At 75.6% G+C, this 20,041-nt stretch carries 10 protein-coding genes and 1 tRNA gene; 3 read left to right on the plus strand and 8 right to left on the minus strand.

The genetic code is table 11. The features are described 5' to 3' along the window. Positions 1 to 73: 73 nt before the first annotated feature. A complete protein-coding gene (locus tag ABT354_RS08490) occupies positions 74 to 2,026 on the plus strand; it encodes a mannosyltransferase YkcB-related protein (protein WP_351490734.1) in 1,953 nt (650 codons plus the stop codon). Here the strand turns inward: ABT354_RS08490 and ABT354_RS08495 are convergent. The 8 genes from ABT354_RS08495 to ABT354_RS08530 form a co-directional block, all read right to left on the minus strand. Continuing rightward, a complete protein-coding gene (locus ABT354_RS08495; RefSeq protein ID WP_351490736.1) occupies positions 2,016 to 2,735 on the minus strand; it encodes a sigma-70 family RNA polymerase sigma factor in 720 nt (239 codons plus the stop codon). The genes ABT354_RS08490 and ABT354_RS08495 overlap by 11 nt on opposite strands. Before the next feature lie 666 nt (positions 2,736 to 3,401). Then, positions 3,402 to 4,586, minus strand: coding sequence for a cytochrome P450 (locus ABT354_RS08500; RefSeq protein ID WP_351490738.1), 1,185 nt, complete (start codon positions 4,584 to 4,586; stop codon positions 3,402 to 3,404). Positions 4,587 to 4,634: 48 nt separating this feature from the next. Next, positions 4,635 to 6,623 carry a hypothetical protein gene (locus ABT354_RS08505; RefSeq protein WP_351490740.1) on the minus strand — a complete coding sequence of 663 codons (1,989 nt, stop codon included), beginning with the start codon at positions 6,621 to 6,623 and terminating at the stop codon, positions 4,635 to 4,637. Then, positions 6,620 to 10,525 carry a DUF5682 family protein gene (locus tag ABT354_RS08510; RefSeq protein WP_351491144.1) on the minus strand — a complete coding sequence of 1,302 codons (3,906 nt, stop codon included), beginning with the start codon at positions 10,523 to 10,525 and terminating at the stop codon, positions 6,620 to 6,622. The genes ABT354_RS08505 and ABT354_RS08510 overlap by 4 nt, the downstream gene beginning before the upstream one ends. 44 nt (positions 10,526 to 10,569) lie before the next feature. Beyond that, on the minus strand, positions 10,570 to 11,730 hold the full coding sequence (locus tag ABT354_RS08515; RefSeq protein ID WP_351490742.1) for an ATP-binding protein: 1,161 nt from the start codon (positions 11,728 to 11,730) through the stop codon (positions 10,570 to 10,572). Positions 11,731 to 11,910: 180 nt separating this feature from the next. Further along, complete coding sequence (locus ABT354_RS08520) at positions 11,911 to 16,827, minus strand: DNA-binding protein (protein ID WP_351490744.1); 4,917 nt, start codon at positions 16,825 to 16,827, stop codon at positions 11,911 to 11,913. Further along, on the minus strand, positions 16,824 to 17,690 hold the full coding sequence (locus ABT354_RS08525) for a DUF4132 domain-containing protein (protein WP_351491146.1): 867 nt from the start codon (positions 17,688 to 17,690) through the stop codon (positions 16,824 to 16,826). The genes ABT354_RS08520 and ABT354_RS08525 overlap by 4 nt, the downstream gene beginning before the upstream one ends. 528 nt (positions 17,691 to 18,218) lie before the next feature. Beyond that, positions 18,219 to 18,290: transfer RNA gene (locus ABT354_RS08530), tRNA-Arg, on the minus strand. Between the two features lie 192 nt (positions 18,291 to 18,482). Between ABT354_RS08530 and ABT354_RS08535 the strand changes: the two genes are divergently transcribed. Together ABT354_RS08535 and nrtL are read left to right on the plus strand one after the other, a co-directional pair. Continuing rightward, positions 18,483 to 18,980 carry a response regulator gene (locus ABT354_RS08535; protein WP_351491148.1) on the plus strand — a complete coding sequence of 166 codons (498 nt, stop codon included), beginning with the start codon at positions 18,483 to 18,485 and terminating at the stop codon, positions 18,978 to 18,980. 56 nt (positions 18,981 to 19,036) lie between these two features. Beyond that, entirely contained in the window at positions 19,037 to 20,038 is a 1,002-nt protein-coding gene (nrtL, locus tag ABT354_RS08540; RefSeq protein WP_351490747.1) for an ArgS-related anticodon-binding protein NrtL, read from the plus strand. Positions 20,039 to 20,041: the final 3 nt, after the last annotated feature.

Here is a 20,041-nt window from a genome sequence, read left to right on the forward strand (position 1 = left end):
CGCGGGACATATCCACATCCGGGCCACAGGATCGGCACAAGCCGTCCACAGGTGGGACCGGAAGCGTCGGACCGTGCAGACCTCTCCCGGCCGACCCCTGGCCCGCAGCCGTGCCCAGCGCTACGCCCGTGGGCGGCCGGGGCGCGGCGGTCACAGCGCGCGGGCGTCCTCCGGGGCCCGGCCCCAAGGGCGCGCGGCGGGCGGCCGGGCGCGGCCCCCCGTACCCGCGCCGCCCGGGGCCGGTGGTGTCCTGGCCCGTGCCCGGGACCGGCGGCTCGCCCTGGGCGGGGTGCTGCTCCTCGCCGTCCTGGTGCGGCTCGCGGTCGCCGCCCCCTTTGACGGCGCTGACGCCGCTCACACCGCCGCCGTCCGGGCGGGCCTGGAGAGCGGGAAGGCGTTCCTCTTCGGCTCGGTGGACGCCGCCAACGCCAGCACCGTCGACCACCCGCCCGCCGCCCTCTGGGTCACCGGAGTCTCCGTACGACTGCTCGGCACCGGCTCCCCCGGCTGGCTGCTGCCCCCGGTCCTGCTCGGCGCCGCCACCGTCGTCCCCCTGTACGCGGCCGTCCGCCGCACCGCCGGGCCCGGCGCCGGGCTGCTCGCCGGGGCGGTGTTCGCCCTCGCCCCGCTGGTGGACCGGGGACAGACCGCGGGCGGCCAGGCCCCCCTGGCCGTCCTGCTGCTGACCGTGAGCGCGTACACGCTGCTGCGCGCCGTCGAGGAGCCCCCACCCGTGCACCGTCGGCTGCTCTTCCTCGCCGCGGGGTGCGCCGGGCTCGCCCTGCTCACCGAGGTGACGACGGCCCTGCTCAGCCTGCCGGTGTTCGCCCTGGTCCAGCTGGTCTGCGCGCCGGGCCGCCGGGCCGCCCGCCTCGGCCGGCTGGGTGCGGCGGGGCTGCTGGTCCTGGTCACGGCGGGCTGGTGGCCCGCCCTCGCCGAGCTGTGGCCGGAGGGCACCCGCCCGTACATCGGGGGCTCGGCCGGGAACAGTGTCCTGGAGCGCGATCTGCGGGCCCCGGCCGGTTCCTGGGCCCAGGGGCCGCCCCGCTGGCTGCCGCCGGCCGGGGTGGCGGCCGTCACCGTCGCCGTCCGTCTCGCCCGGCGCGCCCGTTTCGCTCCCCCGGCGGCCGGACCGCTGCTCTGGGGCGGGCTGCTCGCGGTGCACGGGCTGACGCCCGGCGGCTGTCCGGCCGGTCCGGCCCTGCTGGTGCCCGCCGTCGCCGCGCTCGCCGCGACCGGGCCGGCGGAGCGGCGGCGGGGACACCGGGTGCCGCCCTCCTGGCTGCTGCTGCTCGGGACCGCGCTCGCCGCCGCCGTCGTGGCGCAGACGACGGGGCGCGCCTCCGTACCCGTACCGATGGCGGTGGGGCTGGGGGTGGTAGCGGTGGTGGTGCTGCTCGCCGGTGTGCCTCTCCGCCGTACGGAGCGCGGGGACGCGGCCGCCCGTACGGTCGAGGGGGTACGGGCCGTCAGCCGGGCCGGGGCCGGGGCGGTGGCCGTGCTCCTGGTCGCCGCGCTGAGCTGGCCGGTCCCGCCGGGGCGGACTGCGGGGGAGCGCCCCGCCCCCTGTCCGGCCGAACTCGTCGCGGCGCTGCGGAAGGACAGCGGCTCGTACACCTGGGCCGCCGCCGTGGTCCGCACCCATGAGGCGGCGCGGTGGCACCTCGCGTCGGGGGCGCCGGTGATGGCGGTCGGCGGGCCGGAGGGGGTGGACCCCTCGCCCTCCCTGGAACGGTTCCGGCAGCTGGCGCGGGCCGGGCGGATCCACTACTTCATCGTGTCCCCGGGGACCGGCCCGGGAGCGCCGCCCGGCGGGCCGTCCCCGGCCGCCGAGCTGATCGGGGCCTGGGTCGCCGCGCGTCATCCGGCGCGGACGGTGGGCGGGTACACGGCCTACGACCTGAGCGCCCCGGTACGGGAGCGGGCTGCGGTACGGGACCTGGCTCCGGTGAAGGGCTGGGACCCGCTCAGGGCTTCGCTCAGGGACCCGCTCAGGGTTCCGCTCAGGGTTCCGCTCAGGGGGTGACGCCCTGCTTCTCCAGCTCCGCGCGCATGACCCGCAGCCCGTAGTGGAGCCGGGACTTGACCGTCCCGGGCGGCACCCCCGTGCTCACCGCGACCTCGTTGATGGTCCGCCGGTAGAGGTACACCTCGGTGATCACCCGGCGGTGCGCGCTGGTCAGCTTGGCCATGGCGTCGCGGACCACGATCCGCGAGAGGATCTGGTTGGTGCCGTCGGGCACCGTGAAGAAGGCGGGGTCGCCCTCGGTGACCTCGACCTCCTGGGGACGGCAGCCCCGCCGTCGGCGGTCGTTGATGACGATCCGCCGGGCGACCGTCGCCAGCCAGGGCAGCAGGGTGCGGGTGTCGCCGTCCGGACGGAGTTCATGGGCGTGCCGCCAGGCCCGCAGAAAGGTCTCCTGCACCACGTCCTCGGCCCAGTGGCGGTCGCCGCCGGTGAACCGCAGCACCACCGAGAGCAGGACCTTTCCATAGACCGCGTGCACCTCCCGCAGCGTTTCCTGGGATGCGCGGGAGTCGGCCGTCTCCGCCGGCCGCCGGCCGGGGACCGGTTCCCTGCCCGTGTCCCTGGCGGTGTCCCTGGCGGTATCTCTGGCGGCGTCCCTGGGGGTGTCCCTGCCGGCGTCCCTGGTGGCCGGACGGTCACAGCCGTAGGGCCGGGTACGGGCGGTGCGCGCCACGGTGTCCGGGGTTCTCTCATGCGTCGCGATCACGGTCGTCTCCCCTTCGGTCGTACCGCCGGACACCACCGGGACGGACCTGGCAGGGAACGGTCGTGTCATGGGCGCGTGGTTCTCAACTCCATGGGTCCGGTGAATGCGCAGTATCGTTTCTGATTTCGCCGATTTCGCTGATTTCACTGAACAGATCACGTGGAGCCCCCCTTTTTCCCAGGAACCTGGCATGGCATATCACCGGTCCGGTTGCGGCTGAACGTAACAGCTCAGCCGCCCCAAAAGGGCTTTCACAGGGAACTCACAGTGCCTTCGTATCGAATTCCAAGTGCGGTGGCGCCGAGCCCGGCAGGGTCGGGCCGCGCGTGCGTGTGCGGCCTGTACGCGGACGCTCGCTCCAGTCTGCCGCAGCTCCCTGGACCATCGCTGGAGGCGGAGGGGGTTTCGGTCGCGGCGCACTGGAGGCAGGCCGGGGCGATGGGGATCCCGGGGGCGCGGGTCCGTGCTCCGGGGCCGCCGGATGCGCGCGGTGGTTCCGGGAATTCATTCGACCGAACACCGGAACGTACCGGAACGGACCCCAAAAGAATATGGGCAGCCGACCGTACCGGAATCCGGGCAGCACAAAGAAATGCCCGGCTCCCGGCTCCGGTGCGGGATACCGTCAGCGGGCGGCCGGGCCGCGCCGCCGACCGTACGGACGGATCACCAGGTGACCCGTAGCTCCCGCAGACCGCTCACCAGCCGGTCGCCGCGCCAGGGCAGCGCGGCGAGATCGCCGTCGACCGGCGCGAGCCGGGGGAAGCGGCGGTTGAGGGTGCCGATCGCCACCTCCACCTCGATCCGGGCGAGCGCCGCACCCAGACAGGTGTGCGGGCCGTGCCCGAAGGTGATGTGCCCGCCCGGCGGACGGTGGATGTCGAAGCGCCCCGGGTCCAGGAAGCGCGCCGGGTCGCGGTTGGCGGCGAACGGGAGCGGCATGACGCCCTCCCCGGAGCGGATGGTCACCCCGCCCAGCTCCAGATCGCCCCGGGCCACCATGATCAGGAAGAAGAGCCCCTGCGGCTGGTGGCGGAGGATCTCCTCGACGGTGCCGCGCAGCAGCCCGGGGTCGGCGCGGAGCGCGGCCAGTTGGTCGGGGTTCCGGAAGAGCCGCCACATCCCGGCGCCGATGGAGTTCACCGTCGTCTCGTACCCGCCGATCAGCACGGTCTGGGCCAGCCGGACGACCTCACCGTCGGTCAGCCGGTCGCCGCCCTCGTCGGCGGTGAGCCAGCCGCTGAGGACATCGTCGCCGGGGGAGCGGCGGCGTTCCTCGGCCAGCCGCCCCAGATACTCCTGGAGCGCGGCGTATGCGGCCTGTACCTGGGACCGTTCGATGCCGTGCAGGGTGACGGTCCGGTCCGACCAGAGGGCGAACTGCTCGCGGTCCTCCTCGGGCACCGCGAACAGCTCGGTGATCACGGTGATCGGCAGCGGGTACGCCAGCGCCCCGATCAGATCGGCCGGTGACCCGGAGGCCTCCATCGTGTCGAGGAAGCCGTCGGTCAGCTCCTGCACCCGCCGCCGCAGCGACTCCATGCGGCGGGCGCTGAAGGGACGGGCCGCCAGCCGCCGTATCTGCGCATGGGCCGGTCCGTCCTTCTGCAACGTCCGCGGCGCCCGGTTCGGCCCGCCGGGGACCCCGGCGGACCCCACATGCGGGTCGCCCTCCACCGGCTCCCGGGAGAGCAGTGGATGCGTCAGCGCGGCCCGTACCTCCTCGTACCCGGTGACGAGCCACACCTCATGCCCACTGGGCAACCGCACCCGGGCCACCGGCTCCCCGGGCAGCGGCGCCGGTTCCCCGGCGAAGGCGTGCGCGGGGTAGTCGGGCACCGTCTGCTGCATCCTGCCTCCTTCTCCTGCCCGCACCCACGTCCCCGGCGCCCCTCCGGTTCACCCCGGGCGCCCTCCGGTGGTGTCCGGCGGCTGCCAGGTCGCCCGGACCAGGGCCCGTTCGGTGCCGGCCAGATAGACCGCCGCGGCGAGCCAGGCGCGTGCGTACGCGTCGGGGTCGGCCTCCTCGGTGCGGCCGAAGACGTCACGGCCGCGCCGGTCCGCTTCCGTGGCCAGCTCCGTCACCAGCTCCGCCGCCGTACGGAAGCCGACCCGGCGCAGGGCCGCGGCGGCTCCGGCGCGGTCGCCGTCGCGCGCGGGCTGGGCGACGGCCCGGCGGCCACCCGACACGGCGACCTCGACCAGCCGCCGCAGCCGCCACAGGGGTGCCTCCGCCACCGGGTCCGGCGCGACGCGGGGGAGCCCCGCCGGCTCCGGTAGTGCGTGCTCCGGTAGTGCCCGCTCCGGCAGTGCGTCGCCGGGCGGCAGATGGACGCCTTCGAGGCGGTCGTAGCCCAGGTCGGCATGGCCCAGCCACTCCGCCGGCAGGCGCAGGGTCGTCGTGTCGTCGCCCGGCAGCGGCCCGACGGCCAGGGGCCGGAGCGTGGCGGCGCGGTCGGGATCCGGACGGCCGACGACCCGCAGCCGCAGCCCGGGACGGGACGCCAGCCGGCGAAGGTTCGCGGTGTGGGCCAGATCGGGGTGGCCATGGGCCGGCAGCAACCGGATCAGCAGGCCCTCCCGGTCCGCCCCGCCGGGCGGCAGCTCCCGCGCGAGGACATGGCCGTCGAACGCCCCGACGATGACCAGATCGCAGCCGATCGGTGCACCGCCCGGCTGCCGCGCCTGCTCGGCGTCGCCCACCGGAGCGTCCCCGGACCCCTCGCCCATGGCCTCCGAGAGGGGCCGCGCGAACAGGGCGGCCAGCGGCCCCGAGGCCCAGGACCGGCCCGCGACCGGTGTCGCCCGGACTCCCTTGCCCGCGCCGAGACGGCCGTCCGACGACACGGTCGCCCCCGAGACCAGCAGCCCACCGCGGGAGAGCCGGGCGTGATCGAGACTGCCCGAGCCCAGCGCGACCGTGGCCGTCGCGGCACCGCGCGCACGGGCGGCACCGCCCGGTTTGACGTCCGCGACGGTGAACCAGCGGCCGTCGTCGGAGATGACGTGCGTGACCACCCCGCCGAACCCGGTGGCCGAGACCACCGGCTCCCGGCACACTCCGTGGACGCGCAGGGCGCCTTCCGGGCGGTAGGCGCGGCGGGCGGACCCGATCCACGCCGGGTCCGGCTCGGCCCCGGTCAGCAGGGCGGTGGTCAGGAGCAGCTCACGCAACTGGTCGACCAGGTCGGCCAGTCGGTGGCCGTCATGGCGGGAGCGGGCGCCCCGCAGCCCCCGCACCACCCGCAGGGCCGCGCCCTCCGCGCGGTACAGCCCGGCGAGGCGCGCCGAGTGGGAGGCGCGCAGCAACTCCGCCTGCGCGACCGCGCCCGCCGCGGGTACCCCGGCGGCCAGCACCGCCGCCGCGGCGGCCCAGAGGGCGTGTGCGGCGGCCAGCTGCGGCTCGGTGAGCTGTGTCCCCGACGAGGTGCCGGAGCCGCCCGGGCCCGGTACGGCGTCCGACCCGGTGTCGTGGTCGATCGCCGTGGCCGTGGCAGTCGTGGCGGGGTCGGCGGTCGTGCCGGGGTCGGCCACCGTGCTCCGGTCGGCCAGCGTGTCCGGGCCGGTGACCGGGTCCGGGTCGGTGACCGAGTCCGGGTCGGCCACCGGGCAGGCGCTCAGCACGGCGGCGCGGTGCAGGCATCGCGGCGCCAGCAGACAGCTGCACACCGCCTGCTCGGCCTGTGTGACCGCGCCGGAGGGACCGGGGGTGAGGACGACCTCCGCGTCCGCGCCGCACCGTACCCGCCGCCCGGCGCCTTCCACGACGACGGGAACGGCCGCGTAGGTCTCGATGGCGGCGTCCAGCTTCTTGACCAGCCGGGAGGTCAGCTCCGCCACGGCGGCGGCGGTCACCTCGGGTGCGGCCGGGGGAAGGTCGGGGCTCATCGGGACTCTCCGCGGAGACGATCGCCCACCCAGCGGGCCAGGGCGAGAGGACTGAGGGCGGCGACGGGCATGCCGGCCGCGACCAACTGCTGGGCGATGGGCACGGAGTAGCGCGGGCTGCCGCTGTCGTCCAGCGCGGCACAGCCCAGCAGATGCACCCCCGAACCCGCGAGGGACCGCACCTCGCCGAGCAGCCCGCCGAGCGGGTAGCCCTCCTCGAAGTCGCTCACCACCACCACGAGGGTCCGGCTGGGCACCGTCACCAGGGTGCGGGCGTGGGCCAGACCGGCCGCGATATGGGTGCCGCCGCCCACGCGGACCTCCAGCAGCAGGGAGAGCGGGTCGTCGACCCGGTCCGTCAGATCGATGACGTCCGTCGAGAACGCCAGGAAGTGCGTGCTGAGCGTGGGCACGCCGCCGAGCACGGCCGCGGTCAGCGCCGACCAGATCACGGAGGCCTCCATGGACCCGGACACATCGACCACCAGGATCAGCCGCCAGTCCGCCTCCTTGCGCGAACGGGTGCTGAACACCGGCCGTTCCGGGATCACCAGGGTGCTGCCGTCGGCCCGCTTACGGGCGTGGACGAGGTTGGCCCGCAGGGTACGCGGCAGGTCGATCCGGCCGCCGGGGCGGCGGGTCGGGCGAGGAGTGGCGAGACCGGTCAGCGCCGGACGCGTCCGGGTGGCCAGCTCCTTGGCCAGTTCGTCGACGAGCCGGCGTACCAGCGGGCGCAGCCGGGCGAGCTGTTGCTCCGGCATCCCGCCCGCCAGGGTCAGTACGGACGTCAGCAGATCGACGGACGGGCGCACCGCGTCGGGGTCGAGTTCGGCCAGTACGTCGTTGCGCCCCCGGTCGGCGGCGCCCGCCAGGACCTCCTCCCGTACCTCCGCGCCGAACAGTGCCTGGAGTTCCTCGGCCCACTCGCGCGCGGTCGGGAAGGAGGCGTCCTGTCCGCCGCCGCGACCGCCTTCCCGGCCCAGCTCCGATGAGCCCTCACCCCGGCCGGCGCCGTACAGCTCGTCGAGCGCGTGCGCGTAGCGACGGGCGTCCGCCGGGAGCCGTTCGTGCTCCCTGCCGAGCAGCAGACGCCACCGGTCCGCCGCCGACAGCCGCCGTACGCCGTCGCGCGCCGCGTCCGTGACGGGCCCGCGCGGTATCGCCGCACGGGTGGCTTCGGCGGCCTCAGCGGCGTCGGTGGTCTTGGCGGTGTCGGCGTTCGGCGTCCCGGTGGTGTCGGCGTTCGGTGTCCCGGTGGCCGGAGCCTCGACGGGCCGGTGCGGCGGGGGCGTCGGCCGCAGGGAGGCCGCCGCCGACAGACGTCTCGCGCCGTCGCGTGGCCCGTCCGCGAGGGACCCGTGCGGTTTCGCCGCGTGGACGGCCTCGACGGCCTCGGCGGCTTGGGCGGCCTCGGAGGCCTGGGTGGCTTCGGCGGCCGGAGCTTCCGCGACCTGTGTCGCGGTGGGCCGGTGCGGCGGGGGCACCGGCCGCAGGGAGGCCGACGCCGAACGGCCCGCCTCGTCCGCCGCCGTCCACAGGGCCAGCAGCCGCGGGGACGCGCCCAGCGCGAGGTCGAGACGGTCGCCCAGCCGTTCCGTCACGGTGTGCAGCAGCCGGTCGCGGCCCGCCGGGCTGAGCGTGTCGAAGCCACCGCGCAGTGCCGGCAGCCGGTCCAGGAAACCCCGGTCGTCGAGCGAGTCGATCCGGTCGAGCAGCGGGTCGAGGGCGGTCGGCGCCGACTGGAGCAGCGGCGCGGCCCCGGTCAGCAGTCCGACGAGCCGGCGGGTCAGCGCGCGCCGCGCGTCGGGACCGGTGGCCGTGTCGATCCAGCCGGCGGCCCTGGCGCCGAGCGTCCCGGCGTCCTCCAGGTCGAACAGGACCCGGCAGGCGAGAGCGGCACCCTGGACGAGGGGGGACGCGGATGCCGCCAGGTCGGCCAGGGCCCGGTCCATCCGCAGCCCCAGGCGGAGTTCACCGGCGCGCGCGGCCAGGGCGACCAGCGCGGCCGCCTCCTCCGGGTCGTCGCTGCCCGCGAGGCCCGGCAGGGACCGTACCGCCGACTCCAGGAGGTCCGCGGCGAGCGCACCCGCCGCCTGCCTGCCCGCGGGCGTCGTGCCGGGCAGATGCCCCCGGCGCAGCGCCTCCAGCAGATCCAGGCCGGTGAGGATCTCGGGGATCGTCGCGGACGCGGGCAGCACCTCGGCCGCCTCGGCCAGCCGCTGGGCGACCAGCGCGGGCAGATCGCAGCGCGCGGCGTCCCGGAGCCCCGTCAGGACGAGGGCGCAGGTGGGGCCGCCGTCGGCCGATTCCCTGCGGAAGGTCTCCCGCAGGGTGCCCTCCGCCGCCAGCGCGGCGGTGACGCCCCGTACCCCGGCCAGGTCCAGCCGGACCGGCACGGAGGGGACCCATGACAGCCGCCACCGGGAGGAGAGCGCGGCGGCGTCGCCCGTACCGGCGACCGTCACCGGCTGGCCGTACCCCACCCCGCACACCTCCAGCCGTCGCAGCAGGATCTCGCGGCGGTGGTCGAGCGCCGAACGCAGCGGGTCGAGACGGAGCTCGCGCGGCGCGGGATCGTCGGGGCCCGGCAGCCGCAGGGCGGCGAGTTCGGCCTCGACGGACGGGCCGAGCCCGGAACGCGGGGTGCCCGGCGCGACCCGGCCGCGCTCGGTGCCGACCAGGACCACTTCCAGGGCCCGTGCCAGGGCCCGGCCCCGGCCGAGCGGTTCGCCCTGGCCCAGCACCACCGTGAGGGCTTCGAGGACCTCGCTCCGGCCGGGGGCCGGGAGCCCGCGCAGCCGGGCCAGGTCGCAGGCCACGCGGAGCGTCTCACGCGCCTCGCCCGTCCCCGCCGTGTGCCCGGCCGCCCGCAGCTCCCGGCACACCCGGGTGATCGCTCCGGCCGCGGCGTCGTGCAGCAGAGCGGGATCGCCCCCGGCGCCGAACACCGCCTGCTGCCAGCGCGGATCGCGGATCCCGGCGGGGTAGCCGGACCGGGAGTCCAGCAGATCGAACGCGTACGGGACGAGGGAGGTGACGACGGGGGAGGGGTCCTCCGGGAGCACCGTCCCCGTCGCCGCCGCCCGCACGGTGGTGCCGCCGGCGGCGGGCCGCTCCCGCCCGGCCGCCCCGTCGGCCAGCGCCGGGGCGTGGAAGGCGCCGATCACCGCCGCGACCCGGCGTCCACCCGCCGCCGCACGGGCGATGGTGTCCCGCATGTGCGCCTCGCGCGCCAGGTCCACGGCGGACACCCCGCCGGACGACTCGGCGTCCTGACGCAGCGCCCAGCCGACGCCCAGCGCGGCCCGGCGCAGCGCCTCGGGAGCACACCCCGGGGCACGTACCTCCACACCGCGGTCCCACAGGTCGTCCCCGGCACGGCCGGTCCCGGCGGCGGTCAGCGCCCGCGCGAAGGAGGTGGGTACGGGCCGCCCGGCGGGTCCGGCGACCGTCCCGCGAGGGTCCCCGCCCGTATCGGGGCCGACGCTGTCCGTGCTATCCGTCATGTCCCCGCTGTCCCAGCGCGCGTCGGCCATCGGCAGATCGCAGCAGACGACCTCCACACCCCGCTCCCGCGCCCAGCGGATCGCGGCGAGTTCGGGGGAGAAGTCGGCGAACGGGTAGAAGCCGAGCCGCCCGCCCTCCCCGGCGCCCGCGAGCGCGACCGGCGCGACCGTACCGGGGGCGCCGAGGTGGGCGAGCCACGGCTGGAAGTCGGCCGGCAGCTCCACGCACACCACATCGGCGCCGGCCGCGTCCAGCAGTGCGGGCACGGCGGCGGCGAGCGCGGGGCTGTGGTGCCGTACGCCCAGCAGATACGGCACCGCGGAGCCGGCGAGGGCGTCGAGCGCCACCCGCGGGTCCTGGACGAGCGCCGCCCGCGACTCCTGTACGGGTGTCACCTCCGTTTCCCGTACAGGAGTCGCCTTCGAGTCCTGGGCAGCTGTCACCGGAGGTTCTCCCGCAGGTCCCACAGGCGGCGCCAGGTCGGCGAACCGTCCTCCGCGCGGCGGCGCACCGGGCCGTCCCAGTACCCCAGCAGGCGCGCGTGGTCGGCGGGATCGTCCTTGCGGACCACGCCCAGGAGATGGCCGGGGACCAGGTCGAGGGAGTCCCCGGCGGGCAGATAGGCGGCGGACACCCCGAGGGAGACGGCGACCTGCACCGCCTCGGCGGTGGACATCACCGTGCCGGGGCGCTCCACGTCCCAGCCCTCGGCGGAGCGCCCGGCCCGCAGGTCCCGGAAGACGGTCACCAGGACGTCGAGCACCGCGTCGTCGACGTCGAAGGCCGCGCCCGCCCGCTCGACGGCCGCGACGGCCTGCCGCTTGACGAGCGCGGTCTCGGCCTCGACATCCGCGATCGGGTGCACCGTCTCGAAGTTGAAGCGGCGCTTGAGCGCGGCGGACATCTCCGAGACACCGCGGTCGCGCAGGTTGGCGGTGGCGATGACGGTGAACCCGGGAGCGGCGGCCACCTGCGCCCCGGCGGTGCCGGACAGTTCGGGCACGCTCATCCGGCGGTCGGAGAGGATCGACACGAGTGCGTCCTGCACCTCGGGCAGACAGCGGGTGATCTCCTCGACGCGCGCCACCTGCCCGGAGCGCATCGCGCTGAGGACCGGTGAGTCCACCAGGGCCTCGGGAGTGGGTCCCTGGGCCAGGAGGAGGGCGTAGTTCCAGCCGTAGCGCAGGGCGTCCTCGGTGGTGCCCGCGGTGCCCTGCACGGTCAGTGCGCTGGTGCCGCAGACGGCCGCCGACAGCAGCTCCGAGAGCATCGACTTGGCGGTGCCCGGCTCACCCACCAGCAGCAGGCCGCGCTCTCCGGCGAGGGTGACCACACACCGCTCCACCAGGGCGCGTTCGCCGACGAACTTCGGGGTGATGACGAGCCGGCCGGGCAGCGTCCCCCGGGGCTCGCTCAGGGTGAGGGGATCGCCGGCGCTGCCGCAGACGAAGGTGATGACGGAACGGGGCGTCAGCAGCCAGCCGGGCGGACGCGGGCCGTCGTCATGGGCGGCGAGGAAGGCGAGTTCAAGGGCGTGACGCTCTTCGGCGGGCAGTGTCTGCCGGGGCGGAGGTGCCGTCGCCGTGGTGGTCGGGGTCATGGATGTCCTTGCTGGGTAGGTCCGGTCGGCGTCGAGGATCCGGTGATCGTCGACGAGCGGGGGAATCGGGAGGGGACGGGGGCACCGGTGGTGTCCGGTGCCCCCGCGCCACCCCCACCGGCGGTGGTGCCGCACGTCGGTCGGCGGCGGCCGGTCGGCGGCGGTGGCGTCTCGCGTCGGTCAGCGGCGGCGACCCCGCCGCACCTTCAGCTCCTCGAAGCGGGGCGCGTCGCCGTCGAGGACCCGCTGCCAGGCCCGGCGGTACAGGTCGGCGACCGGCTCCGTCGGCACGATCACGCCGAGCGGGGCGTGTTCGCCGTGGACCACGTCGAACAGCGGCAGCTTCCAGCGCTCCAGCGGGACCCGGGGCGCCGGCTGTTCGGCCCAGCCGCCGGGCAGGAAGAGGGAACGGCCCGCCCTGGTACGGGTGGCCTGGACCACGAGGTCGGTGGCGGCCAGCTCGGCACGGGCCGCCTTGAGACGGGCCGGCTTCCACCCCGTCCACCGGGCGGTGGACCGGTCGGTCGGGTCGGGCAGGGCGAGCAGCATCAGATACAGGGTGGCCGCGTCCTCGCCGAGGCCGTACTCCTTGGCCGCCTCGATGACCAGGTCGGGCACGGAGCGGCCCGGGTCCTGCGGCCACCAGGTGCCGGCCTGGTCGCGGTCGCCCACGACCGGCTCCCCGGGGTCGGCGAGCAGGGCCGTGAAACGGGGGTCGCGCATCAGCCGCAGGGCGATCTCGGCCGGGTACGGGTGGTCGTCGGAGCGGGCGGCGGGCAGATGGGGGTCCTGGCCGGCCTCGTCGAGGAGGTCGACACGGAGGCCCGGGGCGGGCCGGTCGTCATGGGTGGCGAGGACGACGGCGCCGTAGCGCTCGAATCCCGGGCCGGTCTCGGTGGGCGCGCCCGCCGCCTTCCGGAAGTCGGAGAGGTTGATGTAGCGGCCGAGGTCGAGCATGAGGCCGGGGGCCGCCAGCCGTGCCCGTACGGCGCTGAACGCGGCCGGCAGCGCGGCGCGGACCGGGTAGCCCGCGGGCAGCCGGTGGGCGAGCCAGGCCATCAGGGACACCGCGCCGACCAGGGTCGATGCGGTGAACCCGGTGTCGTTGCCGACGGGCCGCACCCGGTCGCCGTTGACCTCCCAGCGGAGATCCCGGGCGAGCTGCGGGGCGCCCGCCGGGTCCAGCAGCGCGGGCAGGGCTTCCCGTACGGTCCACATCGCGTGCTTGAGGGCGCGGACGGCGTCGCCGAGCAGCTCCTCGGGCACGGCGGGACGTCGGCCGATCCGGGCGTTCCAGACGGCGGCGGCCGCGGCCACGTCCGGGCCATCGGTCCACAGCCGGACCGGATCGGCGGGCAGCAGGGCGGCCACGACCGCGGCGCGCGCCGTGCCGTCGATGCCGCGCAACTCGTCCTTGGCGACCGCCGCGGGGGCGGCCTTCACCCCGATGGCGGTGCGGACCTCGGTGGTGAGGAAGGTCCGCTCGTAGACATCGACTCCCGGCAGCCCGGCGACGACGAGCCGGGCCATCGTCCCGGTGACGCCGGTCAGACGGGCGAACTCCTCGGCCGCCTCGGGGAACCACGGCGCGGGACCGCGCGCGGCCAGCTCGGTCAGGAACCCCCCGAGGGTGATCGGGTGGTCGCCCCGGTCGATCGGCTCGCAGGACAGCATCCGGTAGGGCTCCGGCGCGGCGAACCGGCCCGCGGGGTCGTGGAAGAGGCCGGTGAAGTCGCAGCCGTCGGCGTCCAGGGACCCATGTGCGGTCAGCGCGACGAAGGCGCCGCCCGCCAGCGGCAGCAGGCCGTTCCAGGAGCCCTCCCGCCGGTCGCCCGAGGCGATGCGCAGCCGGTGCGCCTCCAGGCGCAGGGTCACCGCGCGCCAGCGGTCGGCCTCCGTGGCCCCGCCCATCCCCAGCCGGTCGAATCCGGTCAGGAGCTGTCGCAGCGCCTCGCGGTGCCCGTCGGTGGTGATGCCGGCGGCGGCCCGGTAGGCGAGCGCCGGCATCCGGGCGATCAGGGTGGACAGCTCGGGCTGTCCGCGGCGCAGTTCCGGTCCGTCGAGGTGCAGCCGTCCGTCGGCCCGGTCCGGTCCGGTGCCGCCGGCCTCCGTGGCCTCGGCGGTCTCGGTGGCGCGGGTCAGTACGCGCAGGGTGCGGAAGACGGTGTCGGCCTGGTCGTCGCGGTTCCACCAGTAGCCGTTCGGCGCGCCGAGACCGCTGATGGCGTCGCGCAGCAGATGGTCCGTCGGACCGGCCGGGCCCTCGTCCACCGGGCCGTCCTCCATGGCCTGCGTCAGCCGGGCCGCCGCCGAGTCCAGGACGCCCTGCTGGGCCGCCGCGTAGCGGACGACTCCGGCGATGCCCTTCAGCAGGGCGGGGTGGGTGACGGACAGCAGGGTACGGATCGCGCCGGGCAGGGCCTCGGTGTCCTGGTCGGCGGCGGCCGCCAGCAGGGTGGCGGCGGTGCCGTTGTCGATGTGCCGCAGGGCCGCCGAGCCCGCCGGGTCGCGCGGGGTCAGGCACTCCCAGTACTGCACCGGCGGCAGCAGGAGGGTGCCCTCGCCGAAGGAGCCCGCCGTGCGGTCGGTCTTCGCCCAGCCGGTGACGACCCCGTCCGCGTCCACGAGGTCGAGCTGCCAGTTGTTGCGTACGACCGCGGTGGGCCGCTCGGCACCGGGGAACATCACCAGGGTGTACGGCTTGCCGGCCCCGGCCGGGAGGGTGACGGTGTGCCCGGCGAGGTCCTCGACCCGCGTGGAACCGTCAGGGAGCGTCACCCTGCGCAGGCCGACGAGCCCGTCCACGGGTGCGCAGGCGGGGGCGGCACCCGTCGTGGGGGAGGGGCGCAGCCGGCCGCCCGCGAAGCTGCTGCCCTCGGGGGCGTCGCGCAGCGCGTCGGCGAGGAAGGCGGGCCGGCTCATGCGGCCGCGGTCGCCGGTGGCCGGGTCGTACTCGTACCAGCCGTGCGCCGCGTGGTCCTCGGAGTCCGTGTGCCACACCCAGTAGGAGGAGCCGTCGAAGAGCAGCGGGCGCTCCTCGGGGACGGTGGTGTCGCCCGCGTGCACGACACCCCGGCCGGTGGTCCGGCCGCCGCCGGGCAGCGGCAGGGTGATCGGGAAGTCGCCCTTGTACCAGTCCATCTCGGTGCCGCGGGTGGCGCGCGGGCCCTCCAGCGCCTCGACGCGGTCGGCCCGGCTGTGCCAGTAGCCGCGCAGGCCGCCGTTGCGGCTGTTCCAGTAGACGAGGAGTTCGCCGTCGACATGGTGGAAGCCCGGGTCGCCCTGGCGCTCGCCCGAGGGGACGCGCAGATCGTGGGTGAGCAGGGTGCCCTCGGCGCCGATCACCCGGGCCTGGGCCGCGCCGGCGACCACGAGCCGGGGCCAGGCGTCGGCGACGATCAGATCCTCCACCTGGTTCTTCGGCACCAGATCGGCCACCGCCTCCTCCCAGGCGGGCCAGCCGAGTTCGTCGAAGAGACCGGCCCGCAGGGTGCGTACCAGTACGGGGGCGAGGTCGGTGGCGGCAGCCTCGCGCACCTCGTCCTCGGCGAGTGTCAGCGCCTCGGCGGGGAGCCACTTCAGCCGGTCCAGCGCGCCGGGCAACTGGGGCAGACCGGCCACGGTGAAGCGCTGGACGGACTCCGCGACCCATCGGGCCAGCAGCGGGCGGCAGCCGGGGGACCCGGCCAGCAGACGGATGGCCCGCAGCGCGTTGTCGTGGTGGGCGAACTGTTCGGCGCCCTTCAGGAAGGCCTGGTGGAACCGGGCGTCGGCGCCCAGGAACAGCAGGTCCCGGTGGCCCTCGCCCTGTGCCCAGGGGGTCAGCGGCAGGGCGTCGTCGCGCTCCGGGGCGGCCACCGGGACGTCCAGCGAGAGCAGCAGGTCGATCAGGTCGATGTCATGCGTGACCCGCAGCGCGCCACCGGACGCGCGCAGCTCGGCCCGCAGGCCCTCCACGGCCCGCTCCACCAGCGCGTACAGCTCGGGCATCCGGGTCGTGCCACGCCAGGAGCGCGCCCGCTCGCGGAAGACCAGGAAGCGTCCCAGCCAGCCCGCCGTGCCGTCCTGCGGCCGCTCCTCCCCGGGCAGCGAGGCGTCCAGAAGGCCCGCGGTGGCGCCGGAGTCCTCCAGCACCTTGAGCCACAGCGCGGGCATCTCGTCGTCGTGGCTCGCCGGGACCATGTCCAGCAGGGTGCCGCGTACCCGCCGGTCCCGGGAGGCCAGCGCCACCAGCGCGGTCCGGTGGCCCTTCCACCAGCCGGCCGCGGCCCGCAGGGTGGCCGGCAGACCGAGCAGCTCGGAGAGGTACTCCTGCTCGGCGAGGTCGGCGTCCCGGCCGGCGGCGCGGGCCAGCCGGCGCAGGTCGCCCGCCATCTGCGCGGACGGCGGGAGGCCGCCCGCCGTGCGGCGCAGACACAGCTGGGTGAAGCGCCGCAGCGCCTCCTCGGCCGGTACCCGGGCGGCCAGCTCCCTGCCGTAGGCGGACAGCACCTTCACCGGCAGCGCGCCCGCCAGGGCGAATTCGAGGAACACCGCGTCGAGGCGGTCCTCCTCGATGACCAGCCCGTGCTCCGCCTCGGCCTTGCGGGCCCGGGTGAACAGCTGGGCCGCGTAGGTGGCGTTCTCCTCGGCGAGGAAGACCCGGCCCGCCTGCTCGTAGAAGGTCGGCAGGAAGTGCGGGACGGAGGCCGCCAGCCGCGCGCCGAGTTCCCCATAGGCGTCCATGGCGGCCTTGGGCCGGGACTTCGCCTGCCGGGCCGTCCGCTCCAGATCCGGTACGACACCGAGGGCGTGGTGCCCGTCCGCGGGGTGGTGCACCAGCACCCACTCCGGGAAGCCCAGCGACCGGCGCGGCCCCAGGCCCACCACGGCCGGCTCGCCGTCCCGCTCCAGGCCGAGGTAACCGGCGGCGAGATCCTCCGCCGCGCCCAGCTCACCGGCGACCAGCCGCACCACCACACGGTCGTCGAGCCCCGGGTGGCGGTAGCGGCGCGCGGTCAGCGGAACCGCCCGCTCGCCCGCGTCCCGCGTGTCCGGCGGCAGCACCGCGCCCGCCGCGAGCATGTCCTCGTACGACACCTGCGTCTCCCCGCTCATGCGTTCCCGCCCTCCTCGATGACCCGCCCCGCGTACAGCGCCGCCGCCATCCGCATCCCCTCCGACCAGGCCACCGGGCCCACCTCGCGCAACGGCACGGCACGGCCGTCCGGACCGCGCCAGGTGAGGCCACCGGTCTCCACGGAGTCCTCCCAGTACGGCTCCCCGATCCACACCGAGGCCTCCACGGTGTGTCCGCCGTCGCGCACCCGGGCCGTGGAGTAGCCGCCCGAGACCCGGTAGCCCAGGGAGGTGGCGCGCGCCGCGAGGGCGAAGCGTGAGCGGAAGGAGCCACCGGCGAACTCGCGTATCTCGGTCGCCCCGGGGTCGAGGTCGCCGGGCCGCTGCCAGGTCGCCCGGTGGATCTGCTCGACGCGCTGGACGATGCCCAGCTCCGCGGCGAACTCCCGGATGTCGTCGAGATCGGGCAGCAGGACCGGGTGCGGCAGGGTCACCGTGCGCGGGGAGAGACGGACGGTCTCACCGTCGAGGTTCACCAGCCGCAGCTCGCCGTCCTCGGTGGTGCCCCGCAGCAGCCCGACCTCGTCCGGGTCGTCACCGACCACGGCCAGATCACGCAGCGCCGCCTGCCAGGCCTCGTCCGGCCACACCCGGGCCAGCAGCCCGGTGGGCACCGGCAGTGACGACACCATCCAGGAGTCGACCTGCGCGACACATCCCGCGGCATGCCGATCCAGCCATTCCGCGAACCGCCGCAGCCGGTCCACCTCGGGGTGGTCCTTGAGCGCCCGCGGCAGCGACTTCAACTGCCGCCCCGCCGCCCGCCCCGAGGTGGCACGTGCCGCCACCCGCCCTTCCACCAGGGTGACTTCATACCCGTCACCCGCCGCCAGCCAGCCCACGATCCCCGCCTCACGCATCAAGACAGCAAGAAGAAAGCACAGTTCAGCCGGAAATTCCCGGCATCAGTGCGACGACAGGCGGAACGTTAGCGGCGGTCACTGACAATCGACGGGCCAGCTGTGGACAAACCGAGGAATCCAACCGGCGACGCGCCACCGGGAGCACTCCGCCCCCTGCTCCCCGCTGCTCACCACGGCCGACGGGCCCCGCACCGGGGCACCGGTTCCGGCCATTCACCCGGTACGCACCCCCGCGACCGGAGGCGCTGGACCCTCACCGGGCGTCGACACCGACCCGGGCCACCGGCCGGTCACGCCCCGCTCTGCCGCCGGAGGGCCCGAAGGGCTCACGGCGCCGGTGATCAGTGACGGGGCACGCGCCGCGGTCCTGTGCCGGTTGTCGAAGAAGCATCCGGCGGGGTGAACCCACGCGGCCGGAAAGGAGCAACGGTCAAACGAATGTGCGCTTGGGCAGATACGCAAAAACTCCCGACCTGCAATTCCGCAGGTCGGGAGTTTTTTCCAAGGTGCCCCCGGCAGGATTCGAACCTGCGCACACGGCTCCGGAGGCCGTTGCTCTATCCCCTGAGCTACGGGGGCGCACCATCTCCGCTGGGCTGATGCCTTGTCGCGGTGACGAGAAGAACATTACCAGCTCCCGGACGGTGCCCGTGAACAGGTATTTCGGTCGGAGAGGGCGGAGGAAGGAGCAGGGGAGGAGCGCCGGAGGGGAGAGGGAGAGGGGACGGGGGAGGGGACGGGGGAGGGGAGCGGGTGGGTCCCCCGCAGGGGGTGGAAGTGGGGAAAACCCGGACGCGGTCGAGGCGGGGGACCTACTCTCAAGTTGTGTCAGGCGCGTCCGGCCGTGTGCTCGTTGTCGACGACAACCGGGTCATCCGGCAGTTGATCAGGGTCAACCTTGAGCTGGAGGGCTTCGAGGTCGTGACCGCGGCCGATGGTGCCGAGTGTCTGGAGGTCATCGAGGAGGCGCGGCCCGATGTGGTGACGCTGGATGTCGTCATGCCGAGGCTGGACGGGATCCGGACGGCCGCGCGGTTGAGGGCCGACCCGGAGACCTCGCATCTGCCGGTGGCGATCATCAGTGCGTGCACCCAGCACGAGGTGGAGAGCGGGATCGCCGCCGGGGTCGACGCCTTTCTGGCGAAGCCGTTCGAGCCCGCGGAGCTGGTCCGGCTGGTGCGCGGGCTGGTGGGGCGGGAGCGGCCGGCGAAAGCGCCGGGGGCGGAGGGGCGGCAGGGCGCCGGGCAGGCGGAGGGCGCGCGCGGCTGACCGCATGGCGAAACGGGTTCGCGAAGGGCCCCCCTTCCTCCCCTAGGCTTTGCCCCGTGACCCCAGCAGAGCTCTCCCGTACCGTGCGGCACGCCGTGTGCCGTGCCGTGGAGGACGGTGTGCTGAGGGTCCCCGTACCGGAGGACATCCGGGTCGAGCGGCCCGGCCCCGGGGGGTGCGGCGACTGGGCCACCACCGTCGCGCTCCGGCTGGCCCGGCCCGCCGGAATCCCTCCCCGGGAGGTCGCGGCGCTGCTGCGGGACCGGCTCACCGACGCCCCGGGCATCGCCTCCGTCGATATCACCGGGCCCGGCTTCCTCAACATCACCCTCGGCGGAGCCTCCCAGCGGGACCTCGTCCGCCGGGTCCGCGCCGAGGGCGTCCGCTACGGCCAGAAGGAACATCCCCCGGTCGCGCCGGGACCCGTCACCTCCCGCCGTGCCGTCTGGGACGAGACCGTGCGCCGCCTCCGGGCCACCCAGGGCGCCGGCCGGGAGACAGCCGCTCAGGACCCCGCCCAGGACCCCGGCCGCGCGGCCGGATCCCGTGGCCGGACCCCCGCCGCGCCCGTCGAGCCCGCCGCCATCGACGCGGCGCTCGGTACGGACGCCCTGCGCTGGGCCCTCCTCCACGCCGCCGCCCACGACCGCCCCCGCCCCGGCGGCCATCTCCTGCGCCAGCACGAGAGCAACCCGCTCTTCACCGTCCGGTACGCCCACTCCCGTACCCGCGCCCTCACCCGTAACGCCGCCGCGCTGGGATTCCACGGCGACCCCCTGAAGACCGTCGAGCCCGCCGGCACCTCCCTCGACGCCCTGATCGCGGAGTATCCGGACGCCCTCGCCACCGCCGCCCGGCTCCACGCGCCCGACCGGCTCGTGCGCCATCTGGAGGCCACCGCCGACGCCGTCCTCTCCTTCCAGCACACCGTGCTGCCCCAGGGCGAGGAGAAACCCTCGGCCGCCCACCGCTCCCGGCTCGCGCTCGCCGAGGCCGCCGGGACGGTGCTGGCCGGTGGCCTGTCCCTGCTCGGTATCAGCGCACCCGAACATCTGTGAGAG

Source organism: Streptomyces sp. NPDC000594, from assembly GCF_040299965.1.
GTDB lineage: Bacteria > Actinomycetota > Actinomycetes > Streptomycetales > Streptomycetaceae > Streptomyces.